Annotated in this window: 11 protein-coding genes; 1 reads left to right on the top strand and 10 read right to left on the bottom strand. The window is 65.5% G+C overall.

The genetic code is table 11. The annotated features are described in order from the left end of the window. The first annotated feature begins 20 nt into the window (after window positions 1-20). Window positions 21-1,073, top strand: coding sequence for an RNA-guided endonuclease InsQ/TnpB family protein (locus ACVK00_RS25755; protein WP_284890895.1), 1,053 nt, complete (start codon window positions 21-23; stop codon window positions 1,071-1,073). Between the two features lie 110 nt (window positions 1,074-1,183). On the opposite strand, the gene ACVK00_RS25750 is transcribed toward ACVK00_RS25755, so the two are convergent. From ACVK00_RS25750 to ACVK00_RS25705, 10 genes are all read right to left on the bottom strand, one after another. Further along, window positions 1,184-2,266, bottom strand: coding sequence for a glycosyltransferase family 4 protein (locus tag ACVK00_RS25750; RefSeq protein WP_228910285.1), 1,083 nt, complete (start codon window positions 2,264-2,266; stop codon window positions 1,184-1,186). A 54-nt stretch (window positions 2,267-2,320) separates the two neighbouring features. Next, entirely contained in the window at window positions 2,321-3,313 is a 993-nt protein-coding gene (locus tag ACVK00_RS25745; protein WP_284890894.1) for a glycosyltransferase, read from the bottom strand. Then, complete coding sequence (locus ACVK00_RS25740; protein WP_175700300.1) at window positions 3,310-3,840, bottom strand: serine O-acetyltransferase; 531 nt, start codon at window positions 3,838-3,840, stop codon at window positions 3,310-3,312. Before ACVK00_RS25740 ends, ACVK00_RS25745 begins: the two co-directional genes overlap by 4 nt. 1 nt (window position 3,841) lies before the next feature. Next, a complete protein-coding gene (locus tag ACVK00_RS25735; protein WP_284890893.1) occupies window positions 3,842-5,041 on the bottom strand; it encodes a capsular polysaccharide export protein, LipB/KpsS family in 1,200 nt (399 codons plus the stop codon). Between the two features lie 28 nt (window positions 5,042-5,069). Continuing rightward, complete coding sequence (locus tag ACVK00_RS25730) at window positions 5,070-6,302, bottom strand: lipopolysaccharide biosynthesis protein (protein ID WP_284890892.1); 1,233 nt, start codon at window positions 6,300-6,302, stop codon at window positions 5,070-5,072. A gap of 66 nt (window positions 6,303-6,368) precedes the next feature. Then, on the bottom strand, window positions 6,369-8,606 hold the full coding sequence (locus tag ACVK00_RS25725) for a polysaccharide biosynthesis tyrosine autokinase (protein ID WP_228910289.1): 2,238 nt from the start codon (window positions 8,604-8,606) through the stop codon (window positions 6,369-6,371). Window positions 8,607-8,659: 53 nt separating this feature from the next. Further along, entirely contained in the window at window positions 8,660-9,094 is a 435-nt protein-coding gene (locus tag ACVK00_RS25720; RefSeq protein WP_228910290.1) for a low molecular weight protein-tyrosine-phosphatase, read from the bottom strand. Further along, window positions 9,091-10,266, bottom strand: a complete 1,176-nt coding sequence (locus tag ACVK00_RS25715; RefSeq protein WP_284890891.1) for a polysaccharide biosynthesis/export family protein — start codon at window positions 10,264-10,266, stop codon at window positions 9,091-9,093. Before ACVK00_RS25715 ends, ACVK00_RS25720 begins: the two co-directional genes overlap by 4 nt. A 187-nt stretch (window positions 10,267-10,453) precedes the next feature. Beyond that, window positions 10,454-11,530 carry a sugar transferase gene (locus ACVK00_RS25710; protein ID WP_105830897.1) on the bottom strand — a complete coding sequence of 359 codons (1,077 nt, stop codon included), beginning with the start codon at window positions 11,528-11,530 and terminating at the stop codon, window positions 10,454-10,456. An 842-nt stretch (window positions 11,531-12,372) separates the two neighbouring features. After that, window positions 12,373-13,323 carry a helix-turn-helix domain-containing protein gene (locus ACVK00_RS25705; protein ID WP_228910293.1) on the bottom strand — a complete coding sequence of 317 codons (951 nt, stop codon included), beginning with the start codon at window positions 13,321-13,323 and terminating at the stop codon, window positions 12,373-12,375. Between the last annotated feature and the right edge of the window lie 569 nt (window positions 13,324-13,892).

Below are 13,892 nucleotides of genomic sequence, written 5' to 3'. Positions count from 1 at the left end.
CACGGGTTAGGATCACCGGCATGATTCTTGTCTACCGCTACCGCGTGAAGTCGCTCAACGGACTGCTCAACAAGCAGAGCCGTGCGGTGAACTACGTCTGGAACTTCTGCAATGACACGCAGAAGCACGCGCTCAAGTGGAGCAAGAAATGGCCGACGGGTTTTGAACTGAACGTGTTGACCACCGGCAGTAGCAAGGAACTCGGCATCCACTCCGGCACGATCAACGCTACGTGCGAGCAATACGCGAAGTCGCGCAACCAGCACCGGCGCCCTTACCTGCGCTATCGCGGCAGAAAATCGCTGGGCTGGGTGCCGCTGAAGGGGCGTGACCTGAAGCGCGAGGGTGACGCGTTCCGTTTCGCCGGCAACACGTTTCGCGTGTTCAACAGCCGGGCGCTTCCCGAAGGCAAGATCAAGGATGGGACCAACTTTGCGCAGGATGCACGCGGCAATTGGTTTCTCAACATCGTGATCGAGATGCCCGATGTTCAGGCCCGCCCGGTCCGTTCCGGTGTTGGCATCGATCTCGGCCTGAAAGACTTCGCCACACTTTCGACGGGCGAGAAGCTGCCCAATGACCGATTCGGCCGACGCGCGGCGGAGAAACTGGCGAAAGCTCAACGGGCGCGAAAGCACAAGCGACATATCGCGAAGCTGCACGCCAAAGTGGCGAATGCCCGTGCCGATTTCCAGCATAAGCTCGCGCTCGATCTGGTGCGGCGTTTCGATTACATCGCGATCGGCAACGTGCCTGCCGTCAAACTTGCCAGAACCAGGATGGCGAAGAGCGTCTACGACGCGTCCTGGTCGTCCTTCCGAAACAAGCTCCGCTACAAAGCGATCGCGCACGGAGCCACGTTCGAGGAAGTCGACGAAAGCGGTTCTACCCAGTCCTGTTCGGCGTGCGGATCGAAAGACAGCACGACGCGGCCGAAAGGTATCGCGGGACTGCGAATAAGAGAATGGGCCTGCAGTGACTGTGGTGTCGAGCATGATCGTGATATCAACGCTGCCGTGAACATTCTCCGATGCGGACGTGCATCGCCAGGTGTGGGAATCACCTGCCTTTAGGCGGGTGAGGACGTCAAACAGTTCTCCTCCAAATTGGGGCGGCAATGTGCGCGATGCGCCGCGGCGGATGCCGCGCGATCGCGCCCGTCGGTCGCAGCCGGATGCTGTCGTCAGCGGGCCACCCATGCAGCATAGAGCGGCGCGAGCTCTCCGAACAAGCGCTCCTCGCCGAAGCGCTGCCGCGCCTCGCGGCTCGCGCGCCGGGCCAGTTCCCGGCGTAGCGTGTCGTCGCCGGCGAGGCGCTCGAGCCACGCGATCGCGTCGGACGCCGTCGCGTAGATCACGCCGGTCTGCAGATGGCGCACGACGTCCACGTTGCCGGCGCAGTCGGACACGATCACGGGCCGGCCGGCCAGCATCGCCTCGATGACCGACACCGGCATGCCTTCCCACGACGACGTCGACAGGTACACGTCCGCGCGTTCGAGCCGCCGCGCGACCTCGTCGTGCGGCAGCCACCCTGTGACCTCGACACCGGCCTCGGCCAGCCGCGCCTTTTCTGCTGCGTCGCCGTCGCCGATCCACACGAAGCGGGTGCCGCGCGCGCGCATGCCATGCGCGATCCGCGCGAACAACTCGGGATTCTTTTGCGCGCGGATACCACCGACGGTCACCACGCATGGTGGGCCGTCCGCCGGCCGCTCGGCGTCGCCCGAACGCACGGCCGACCGGGTGTCGCTCACTGCGTTCTCGACCACCACCACCGGCTGGCGAAGCCATGCGCGGATCGCACGGCCTTCGCTTTCCGAGCATGCAACGTAAAGGCATTTCCGGACGCACGCGATCCACTCGAGGCCGACGAACGCCACGCGCTTCGCACCCGAGATATCGCGACGCATGAAGGAAATACAGTGCGGGCTATAGAAGAACGCCGCCTTCGGCAACGCGAACAGCGTCGACAGCCGCCCGAGAAAGCCGGCGAACGACGAATGCAGGTGCACGACGTCCGGGCCGATCTCGTTGAGCGTCGCGCGCAGCCGGCCCGCTATCCGCAACAGGCCCGCGCCTTTCATCTGGACGTGACGCAGCGACACGCGCGTATCGAACATCGCGGCAAGACCGGGCGGCGTATCCGGCCGCACCGAGTAGATGACATGGACGTCGTGGCCTTCGCGCGCCAGGCGGTTCGCAATCAGGCACACCATCGACAACGTACCGGTCGCGCTGGATTCGACTATGTGGACGATCTTCATCGGGATCCGTTCCATGAGGAATGAGCCGTCGCGCACCGACGGCGAATGACGTCGTCAGACACCCGGCCCGCGCCCCGCGACCGCATCGATATACGCGAGCACGCCCGAGCGCTCGATCACGCGTCCCCATTCGAGGGACTTCATCGCCGCCGGGTCGGGACGCGTCGCACGGATCCGCGACAGCGGAAACAGTTCGTCGAAGATCGTTGCACCGGTGACGTGACACTGGATGCCGAGTTCGTGCGCGGTGCGCACGTTCGACGGCGCGTCGTTGCATACGATCTTCTTCCCGAGCGACGCGTATTCGAGCAGCTTCGTCGGCGTCTGGAAGCAATGCGGCCGGTGATACGGGAAGAAGCACACCGCGTATTCGCTGTCGCGAACGATCCGCAGCGCTTCGGGCTGCGGCACGCGTCCGACGAAGCGGATGCCCGGCGTATCGGCGAACGCCGCGCGAATCTCGGGCTCCGGGTTGCCGACGAGCACGAGCGTGTCCGTTTCGTCGCGCCGCGCGTCGCGGTAGGCGGCCAGCACCTTGTGAAAGCCGCGTTCGCGGCTCATCTCGCCGATATAGCAGAATCGTCCGGACGGCGTCTGCGCGGCACCGGCATGCGCGCCGGCATGGACGCCGCCCCGCGCGGCGCCATCGACGTTCGCGTCGGCCGGTTCGAAGATCCAGTCCGGCACGCCCATCGGCAGCAGCAACGCGCGCACGCCGTCGCGGAATGCCATCGCGTCGCGCATCCGCTCGTTCTGGAAGATCCGCAAGTCGGGCCGGACGTTCAGCACGCGCTTCACGCGGTCCTTCACGGCTGCGAGCCGGCCGACCGACAGCGATCGATAGTCGTGAATCACGAACCGCGCCGGCGGCAGCGCGCGATAGAAACCCATGATGCACCACAGGATGCAGGCGTCCCGATCGGGAAACCGCGCATACGCATCGAGATCGCCGTCGAACACCTCGAACCCGTGCGTTCTCAGCCGGCGGCCGTAGGCGGCGATCTCCGGATAGTTCGCCTTGCCGGGATGCAGAATGAACACTTTCATGTCGGCTCCTGTCCGTTGTCGAGAATGCGCGCCGGAATGCCGACGGCCACGCGGCCGTCGGGCACGTCGCGCAGCACCACCGCCCCGGCGCCGATGCGCGCGCGGTCGCCGATGCGAACCGCGCCGAGCACGACGCTGTGCACGCCGAACTCGACGTGGTCGCCGATCGTCGGCACGCCGCCGATCGTGCCGTCCTTCCGGATGGTGTTGCCGATGGTTACGCCGTGCCGCAGCGTGCAGTAATCGCCGATCACCGCGTAGCCGTTGATCACGAGGCCCGTGCCGTGATAAATCGCGAGCCCCTTGCCGATCTTCGTCTTCACCGGAATCTCGATGCCCATCAGCCAGTCGCACAGCACGATGTAGAGCACGATGAGCGGCGCGCCGGCCAGCAGCGTGAACCGGCTCCGGCATGCGAGGTAATGCACGACGCGATAGAAGATCACCACGCCACGCGTCTTCACGAACGCATTGCGGCGGCAGTCCTCGGCGATCGCCTCGGCGGTCTGTCGCAACGTGACGGCCATGTCAGTGACGCCTCGCGAACACGCGCCGGGCCGCATCGGCGGGAATGCGCGCGGCACCGAAATAGTCGATGCCGTCGACCAGGAACGAATGGATGTACTTCAGCAGCCGCTCGCGGTCGAATTCCTTGTAGAAGCAGCGGCCGAGCGACACCACGCGCTTGCCGTACAGCATCGCCTCGAGCCCGACCGTCGAATTGATCGTGACGACCGCATACGCGTGCCGGAGCAGCTCCGTGGTCGGCGACGTGACGATCTCGAAGTGATAGGTCTCCTGCAGGCGCACGATCGCATCGATCTCGGCCGCATCGGTCTCGGCCGGATGCAGCTTCACGAACAGGTCGGCGCTCTCGTTCGCCGCGAACTCGAATGCATGGCGGATCGCGTCGAGATTGCCGACGTCCGAATGCAGCTTGATCTGCGTATCGCCGGACACCTGCAGCGGCAGGAACACATAGCGACAGGTCGCCAGCGTGTCGGCCGACATGCAGGTGGCCTGTCGCGGCGCGGGCATCCCGTTGCGCGCGCGCACGCTCGCCAGGCGCCGGCGGGCGACGCCGCCGCTAACCGCCTTCAGCAGGTAGTTGGTCGCGGACGTCGCCTTGCGCGCGAACGACGTCCTGGCCTGCGGCAGCGGCATCTGCTTGTAGCGTTCGTAGGCCGACAGCCAGCGCGCATGCGTGTCCTCGTCGGGCAGCGGCAGCCGATCGATGACCTCGGGGTGGCGGCTGATCGTCGACAGCGCATTGACGCCCAGCGAATCGACGAACAGCTTGCCCGGCAGGTTCGAGATCTCGATGAAGCGGGTCGCCACGCCGTTCACCGCGCAGGCTTGCCGCACCGCGCGACACACCAGCTGCTGCCCGTTCCACATCACGCACTGCTCGACCCGCAGGCCGCGCAGGACTTCCGACGCGATCTGGAAGATCGCCGCCGACTCGCGCTTCGCCCGGGCCTCGGTCATCTGCCCGTTCAGCACCTCGATCGACAGCTGGTACGGCGTGCGGTCGACCGGCTGGCCCTCGGACGCATCGATCGGCTTCAGCCGGTTCAGGTACACCGACCGGTAGCCGTTCAGCAGCAGGCCGAGATGCGCGACCGGCTCGCTCGTCAGGAACGCGAACGCGTACTCGTGCCGGACCGCGTTCACCAGGCGGGTGGCGAAGTAGTAGCGCTCGAGGGAATCGATGACTATCAGGATCATGGTGTGCTCGTTCGTCGTATCGGCGATCTCACGCCAGCGCCCCGGATCGGGACAGATTCGTGTCGAGGACCCGGTACGTCAGCGCGATGCCGGCCGCCATCAGCGCCGCGCCGGTCAGCGAAAAGACCTGCACGCTCGTCGGGGCCGACAGGTTCATCAGTCGCGCGATGCCCAGCGCACCGGCAAGACAGACGCCACAGGTCAGCTGAAACAGGAAATCGATGCGCTGCGCGCGGGTCGCGAGGAAGATCTGCGACAGCGGCACGTAGAGCAGCTGCAGCGCGAACAGCGGCATCAGGCTGTGATAGAACCCGACCGAGCCGCGCCAGCTTTCACCGAAGAACAGGTTGACGAGCGGCGCGAACAGCAGCAGCCCGGCTGCCATGTACACGGCCGCGAGGCCCGCGAGCGCGCGCGCGTAGGTCCGGTACACGCGCCGCACCGTCGTGCCCGCATCCGGTCGCGCCATCGCGCCGATCGCGTCGCGGCGAAACACGCCGCCGACGCTCTGCGCGATCAGCGAAACCGGAAAGAACCCGAGCCGGTAAGCCGCGGCGAAGTAGCCGGCGCTCTGCGCGTCGAACCAGTGCGGAATCGCGATCGACAGCGCGTAGGTCAGCACCGACGCGCACAGCGTCGACGGCAGGATGTACAGCGCGAAACGGCGATTCCTGACGAAGAATGCGCGGGACAGCTTGAACGAATACCCGCCCCGATAGCCGGAGAACAGGATCGCCGCGGCCATCACGGTCGAGACCCCGGCGCTTACCCATGCGTACAGCGCGAACACGTCGACCTGGCCGCACGCGGGGCATGCGAGCGACAGCACGAGGCCTGCGAGGAACGCGCCGTTGACCACCACGCGCGACAGCGCAATCCATCCGTAGCGCCTGAGACTGTTCAGATACGATCCGGCGGCCAGCTGCACGAACGACGCCAGCGCATAGACGGCGACAAGATAAAGATCCGCGCGGCCGGCGACGGCGATCAGGATGCCGAACGCGGCGACGACGACCAGGCTCAGCGCCGTCACGTTGACGAACGCGTTGAACGACTCGCCCGGCGCGTCATCCACGCACGCGAGTTCGTAGCGGAACGCGAGCAGCGTGCCGGCGAAGGTCGCCAGCGCGAGCAGGTAGTTGAAGTGGCCGAGCGACGCCGGTCCGAAGCGCCGTCCGATCACGAAGATGCAGACGAACAGCGCGATCTGGCCGACCACGACGCCGGCGAGCGACACGATCGAATCCCGCGGATTGATCATCTCGCCTCCGTGCGCCGCGCGCGACCGGATGCGCGGGCCGGGCCGCCGGCGGTGGCGCTGCGCGCATCACGCATCTTGCGCCCCGTATTCGTAGGCGACATAGCGGTAACCGCCGTACTTCGACCCGTACCCGTACTGCCCGAGCCGCGGATTGACACCGTTGAAGATCACGCCGTTCAGGCGGACGCCGTTCTGCGCGAAGCGCTTCGCGGATTCGCCGATCTCGCCGAGCTTCGTCTTGCCTGCCATCGTGACGAGCAGCGCGGTGCCGGCGACCGCGCCGAGAATGCCGGTATCGGGCACCGCGAGCACCGGCGCCGAGTCGATCACGACGATGTCGTAGCGCGACGACAGATCGCCGACGAGCGTCGCGAGGTTGCGGTTCAGCAGCAGTTCCGCGGGATTCTTCGGCATCGTGCCGGTCGAGATGAAGTCGAGACCGTCGACCACCTCGCGGTGAATCACGTCCTCCACGCGCGCGCTGCCGGCGATCAGCTCGGTGAAGCCGCGGCCGCGCGGAAAGCCGAGATAGTCGTGCAGCCGGCCCTTGCGAATGTCGCCGTCGATCAGCAGCACGCGCTTGCCGGCGCTCGCCATCACGACTGCGAGATTCGACGAGAGGAAGGTCTTGCCGACACCCGGCGCCGGACCCGCGATCAGCACGACGTTGTTCTTCGCCTCGAGCATCGCGAACTGCAGCGCGGTGCGCAGGCTGCGCAGGCACTCGACGGCCGGCTCGTTCGGGAAGTCGATCGACAGGATCGACCTGTGGCCGCTCTTGCGCGCGGCCTCCTCGGCCAGGTCGCGCTGATGGTCGCTGATCGGGACCGTCGCGTACACCGCGAGGCCGAGACGGCGCTCGATCTCGTTGTGATCCGAGATCCCGTGGAACAGCATCGAGCGGACGATCGCGGTGCCGCATCCGGCGAGCAGCCCGAGCAGCAGCGACGCCAGCGCGACCAGCACCTTCTTCGGCCGCACCGCCACTTCCGGCACCGCCGCCGTATCGACGAGACGCACGTTGCCGACCTTGCCGGCCTGCACGAGCTGCAGCTGCTGCATGTTGTTCAGCAGCGCCGTGTAGAGGTCCGTGTTGACCTTCACGTCGAGCATCATCCGCACGGTTTCCTGCTGCAGGTCGGGCAGGCGCCGGATCTGCTGCTCGGCGGTGCTGCGATAACCGTTCAGCGCGGCGATCTGCTCGTCGATCACGGCCACGCTCGGGTGCCGTTCGGTGAAGCGCGACATCAGCTCCTGCCGCTTCTGCTGCAGTTCGAGCAGGCGCGTCTTCGCGTCGGCGGTCTGCGCCAGCGCGAGTTTTGCTTCCTCGGTGAGGTCGACCGTGCCGTGCTCGTTGCGCAGCTTCGTCAGGCGCGCTTCGGAATCGGTCAGTTGCTGCTTGAGCTGCGGCAGCTGCGCGGTCAGGAATTCGAGCGACTGCGCGGCCTCAGCCGATTTCCGCTCGATGTTCTGCCGCACGTACTGGCGACCGATCTCGTTCATCGTGTCGCTGACCCATTTCGGATCGGTATCCTGAAGGCTGGCGACGACGACGTCCGATTGCTTCACGCGCTCCTGCACGTTGAGGCGGTCGCGGATGTCCTCGATCGTCTTCAGCCGCGAGTTGCGCACCAGCACGAACGCGGCGCCGGGCTTCGCGGCGATCGACGCGACCTGCAGCGTGATCGGGCCGCGCGGCGAGCGGAACGTTTCGAGCCTGCCGACCGTGCCCTCGACCGCGGCGTCGAGATCGCCGCCTTCGAGCCGATAGCGCTTGCCGCCGAGGCTCGTCAGCGTGAACGCGTCTCCTTCGTTCTTGCGCGGCACGTCGAACCGCGGCACGTCGATGCGCTCGCGGCCCCAGGCGTAGCCGCCGAAGCCGGCCAGGCCGGGATCGGACAGGCCGTCGCCGTGGCGCGCGATCCAGTCGCCGATCAACGGAAAGCGCTTCGGCGACGCATCGATGAACAGGTTGAGCTTGTCGACCGCGCGTTCGACGACCAGTCGCGACGCGAGGATCTGCTGTTCGGCGGCGGCCGACGACTTCACGTCGAACAGCGACGACACATCGCCCAGCAACGACTTGGCGGCCGACGTGTCGGGGCTGTCCTCGACCTGGACCATGATGTTTGCTTCGAACACGGGCTTGCCGAGAATCGCGTACGCGAGGCCGGCGGCCAGCACCACGCACGTGATGGCCGCGATCAGCCAGCGGCTTTCCAGCAGGATGTCGAGCACCGCGACGAAATCGGTCTCGCTGCCGTCTTCGGCGGTTTGCTGCGGCGGGGCGGAGGGTTGGGTCATGGCAACGATATGAGGCGTATTGGGTTCCAGTGGGGCATCGACCGACGGCCGCTTCAGACGATACGCAGGCGCTTCGACCACTCGGACACACCGAGTTCGATCAGGCGCGCGCAGCGTTCGAACACGAATCTGGGCTGGCGGTAAGGGTCGTGCACGTCGAAATCCGTGTACTCGCCGAGACGGAACACGCGTCCCCGCACGAACGGGAACTGGTTCTCGAGCGACGTGCGCTGGCGACGGTCCATCACGAGGATCAGGTCGGCGTCGGTGCACAGCGAGCGGCCGATCTGCTGCGCGCGATGCGTCGACACGTCGAACCCGCGCATGCGCATCACGTCCTGCGCGTACGGCGCGGCCGGCATGCCGACCAGCGCGTTCAGTCCGGCGGATGCGACGCGCCGCCCGGGCATGGCCTGACGCAGCATCGCTTCGGCCATCGGGCTGCGGCAGATGTTGCCCTCGCAGACGATCAGGATGGATTCCATCATTTGGTCGCAATCGCCGCGGTCAGGCCGGCGTTGATGGCCGGCAGCAACAGGCTGAGCACGCGGCTGAAGCGGACGAGCCCGTTGCCGTCGACATAGACGATGTCCTTCGGCTTCAACTGGAACTGATTCGCCAGCACCATCGCGACCGGCGAGCGCGCGTCGAGGTGATAGACCTGCGGCTGCTCGTCCTGCATCCCGCGCACCACATAGAGTTGCGCGGCATCGGCCGTGTTCGCGTTCAGGCTGCCGGCCTGCGCGATCGCCTCGCTCAGCGTCAGCCGGCCATTGCGCATCGGCAACGCCGTCACGGGCTTGTTGACCTCGCCCATCACGAACACACCGCTCTCGTCGCGCGGCAGCACACGCACGAGGTCGCCGTTGCGCAGCACCATCTTCGACGGATTGCGCCCCTGCTCGGCCATCTCGGTCAGGTCGATCCGGCGCTCGACGCCGTCGCGCACCAGCACGATGCGGCTCTGGTCGGCCGCCGCCGAAAAGCCGCCGGCCCGCCCGATCGCGTCATACAGCGTCATCGGGATGTCATTCACCGCTTGCGAGCCCGGCGTATGCACCTCGCCTTCGATATACACCTGCTTCGCGCGGAACGACGCGATGCGCACGGTGACCTGCGGATTCCTGAACGTCTTGTCGAGACGGCGCGTGAGCTGCGTCTGCACCTGCTCGGCCGTCAGTCCGGCGACCGCCAGCCGGCCCGCATAGGGAAACTGCAGCGTGCCGTCCTGGTCGACGACGAAACCCGGCGGCGCATCCGCCGCGCGCGGCGCGGCCTGCGCCGGCGCACCGAGCGCCGCCGCGAGTTCGGGGTGGTCCCATACGGTGATCTGCAGCACGTCGCCGCGGCCGATGGTGTACGCATCCGGCGACGCGACGACATCACGGGCTTCACCGCGCGTACCGCGCTCGGTATCGCGCATGCGCCGGATCAGCGTCAGGTCGATGTTCGTGACCGGAACCGGCAACGCGGCACTGTCGGCCGGCGTGGCGCCGCTTTGCAGCGGAATCGACGCCGGCTGCTGCATGCGCATGCCCGGCGCGATGCCGCACGCGCCCAGCAATGCACACAGCGGCAGGATCATCACGAGCGGACCGACACGCGACGCTCGGCGCGGTGCGCGCGCACGCGCCGACTCCATTTGACGCAACCTCTGCATTACAACCTCGCACTTTTTTAATTTGAAATTGCGCCGGTCGCCCCGCGTCGTGTCGACCGCGAGTACAGCACCCCTGTCGAGACCGGACATGCTTGCTGCCACTGCTTGCTGCTGGACACCGCCATGCCTGCCGCCGTCACGCGCCGCCGCCGCGCATCCTTCGCGGCATCCGGGCGCGTCGCAGCGGCTAATACGCACCCGAACCGCGCACCACCACGTTGATCGTCCGGAACAAGATGCCGATGTCGCGGCGCAGCGACCACTCGCGCACATAGGACACGTCGAGCGATACGCGCGTCGAATAGTCGGTGTCGTTGCGGCCGCTGACCTGCCACAGGCCGGTCATGCCGGGTTTCGCCATCAGGTAGTAGCGCACGTCGGCGCCGTAGCGTTCGAGTTCGGCCTCGACGATCGGGCGCGGCCCGACCAGGCTCATGTCGCCCTTCAGCACGTTCAGCAACTGCGGCAATTCGTCGAGACTCGTCTTGCGCAGCAAACGGCCGATCGGCGTGATGCGGACATCGTTCTTCAGCTTGAATTCGCGATCCCATTCCGCGCGGGCGTCGGCGTCGCGCTCCAGCAGGGCCTTGAGCACCGCATCGGCGTTCGTCACCATCGAGCGGAATTTCAGGCACTTGAACCGTCGGCCGTTGCGGCCGACCCGCTCGTGCCCGAAGATCGCCGGGCCGCCGTCGCGCCGCACGGTCCATGCAATGCCGAGCAATACCGGCGCGAGCACGACGAGCAGCATCGACGCGCCGACCAGGTCGAAGCTGCGCTTGACCATCCGCTTGATGCGCCCGACCGTCCGGTGGCCGATCTCGCGCTGGCCGCGCAGGTCCGCATGCGCGATGGCCGCCGCACGCACCTGGTCGCCCGCACGCTCGATCATCCCGAAGATCGCGAGCGTCAGCGCGCGGAACGCGATCAGGCCAATCCCGCTCGCGAGCGTCCAGTACACGAACCACTCGCTCGACAGCACGTGCGCACGATGCAGCACGTACAGCAGCGCGGTGCTCATGCCCTGCACGACGATCCAGGCCAGCACCGTGCGGCCCAGCACGTGCAGCGCCGAGCGCCTGCGCGCCGCCTCGTAAATGCCGCAGGCGGGAAATACCGACAACGCCAGCGCGGCGGCAAAGGCGACCAGCGCACCGTCGAACAGGGTGCCGCGCGCACCGCCGGTGGCACCGATCAACGCGGGAATGAACGCGCCCAGCACGATCAGTCCGATATCGGTCGCTCGATTGATCAACGAATTCATTGATATGAACTCCTAATTCATGATCCAACATCCGTTCGCGGTGCAGCGGCATGTCATGTCTGCCACGCGTGTCGCGCCGGGCGTCCACTCGATCTCGCCGCGGCGGCCTGCCGCGACTCCGACGCATCACGATCCAGCTGGATGCGATGCGCATTCCACGCGGCGCTCGTTGCAGATCCGTTGCCTCAACGTTTCCGCAGTGCATCATATTCGTGGCGACTCGCGCTTTTATCGCTTGCGTCCGAATCCGCCTTGTTGATGGCGGAACAAATCAAGGCCAATTCCGCGCGCGAATTATTCGATCCATTTCACGAATCAGGCAATGCATCCGCCGCGCACGAATAACGTGCGCGCACAACGATTCATGCTCGAATTTCGATCAGGATGACGACACGTCTTTACATGTCGATTCGCAATTCATCTCGCCTGACATTGCCGGCGCGGCGGACGGCGCGCGCATCACCTGGCGCTGCCGCGACCTGCAAGCGAGCACCGGCCGGATCGATCGGCCGGATGCTCGCTCAACGAATAAAAAGGCCTGCACAGTGCGCTCACGGCGACACGGCAGGCAAAATTCCGAGGAGTGCCGGGGTGCCGCCTCCTCGAAAGGCCAGTCGATAATTTAAACAGTGGAAAATGGTTTTGAGTGACCGGTGTCGGACCGCGCCACGATTGTGGCCGAATCCGCCTTCGTCGCATGGAGACCGGCTTATATCCGGCATCTTTCACACGCGAATAACGGCACTGTCATTCAGACGAAACATTAATATTCGGATATCGAATTGAATTCACGCAATGCCATTCCACCGAATGGCAGCGCACGGCGAATTGCAATCGCTCGTCTAGGATGGCGTGCCATTCATCCAGTCACCGAGGTCCGATGCGTACAGCATGTCGGTCGACGCGTCGCCGCCTTTGCGGGCGGCCGCCCGATATTCGGTCGGCGAAGTCTGCAAGTGCTGGCGAAACAGCTTCGCCATCCGGTCGCCGCTGCCGAGGCCCGTGCGTCGCGCGACCTTGTCCGCCGGAAGATCGGTTTCGATCAGCATGCGGCACGCCTTTTCGAGGCGGATCCTCAGCACGAACTCGGTGGGCGTGACGCCGATTTCGTTCTTGAAGCGCCGCAGGAAATTGCGCTCGCTCATCGCGGCGGCCTGCGCCGCGTCGGCGATGGAGATCCGGTTCTCGCTGTTCACGCGCAGGTGATGCGCTGCCATCCGGATCAACGTGCTCGCGCGCGCGACCCGTGCGCCGAACAGCACATCGGTCAGCTTGCGGTTCGCGCCGGACACCATGCACATCACGATTTCCTGCGCGATCTCGTAGCCCATGTCCACGCGGACGATCGACAACGCATCGGAGAACGGCCCGTCGTCTTCGTCACCGGCCGGTTCATCGTCATCGCGTCCGGCGGACGACGCGCTGCTGCCGTCAACGTCCGGCGCGGCCTTCTCGACCTCTTTCTGCGACAGATGAATCTGCGTGAGCAACTTGCGGCCGCCGTGGCTGCCGCGAACGACGCGCGCGCGTTGGTGCGCATGCCTGAGCCACGCGATCAACTGCTCGTCGAGCGCGTCGATCCCGTCTTGGCCGCTCAACACGAACATCGCGTGTACCGTGCTGGCTTCGAGCGTGCGTGCCGCTTCCGTCCAGATGCCGACGCCCGACGACGAACGAACCGGGCCGCCATGCACGGAATACAAGCGCAACTCGTAACGGTCGGTGAAGGCGCCGTCGGCGCGTCCAAGTTGATTCGCGAGTTCGAAGACGGCGGCCAGCTTGCCTATCTGCATGATGGAGAAACCTTCGAGCAACAGTACGATTACGCTTGCTCGTTGATGCCCGTTGCCGGCGCCTCTACCACGATTCACGCTTAACCCCGTCGATGAATGATTCGACACTGTTTGCATCATTGCGGCCCTTTAACAATTTCTTACATTTCTCGTTTTCTGCGCCGCATCATAGGGGTGACCCTCACCCGCCGATTTCCCAGTGTCTGTTTTCGCCGTGTTGTTGTCGGAATCAATCAAGCCTATGGTGTGGCACTATTTATTGAGTTTCATCACGTCCGAGATAAATATCTTCATGAAGATTCGCGAACAATTGACGTGCATCAACCCTCCGCGATTTGAATCGGGAAAACGGAGCCGGTCTATCTCCAGATGAATGAGGAGAAGCCGATATCGGTTGAATGCGTCATCCATTCCGGCTGGCACTGCCGGAATGGACGAAGGGACAGTATCGCGACGTCAATGCGCGTCCACTGCCGGGATTCGTTTCAATCGTGCATGGTCGGATACCGGTGTGAGTGAAGCCGGCCGGCAAATAGAGCACACGACCACACGCGCGGGCGTGCCGCCGA

The sequence above is a fragment of the Burkholderia sp. PvR073 genome, from assembly GCF_054055695.1.
The sequence above is the reverse complement of the archived record's forward strand: the minus strand, read 5'-3'. Positions and strand labels throughout refer to the sequence as shown.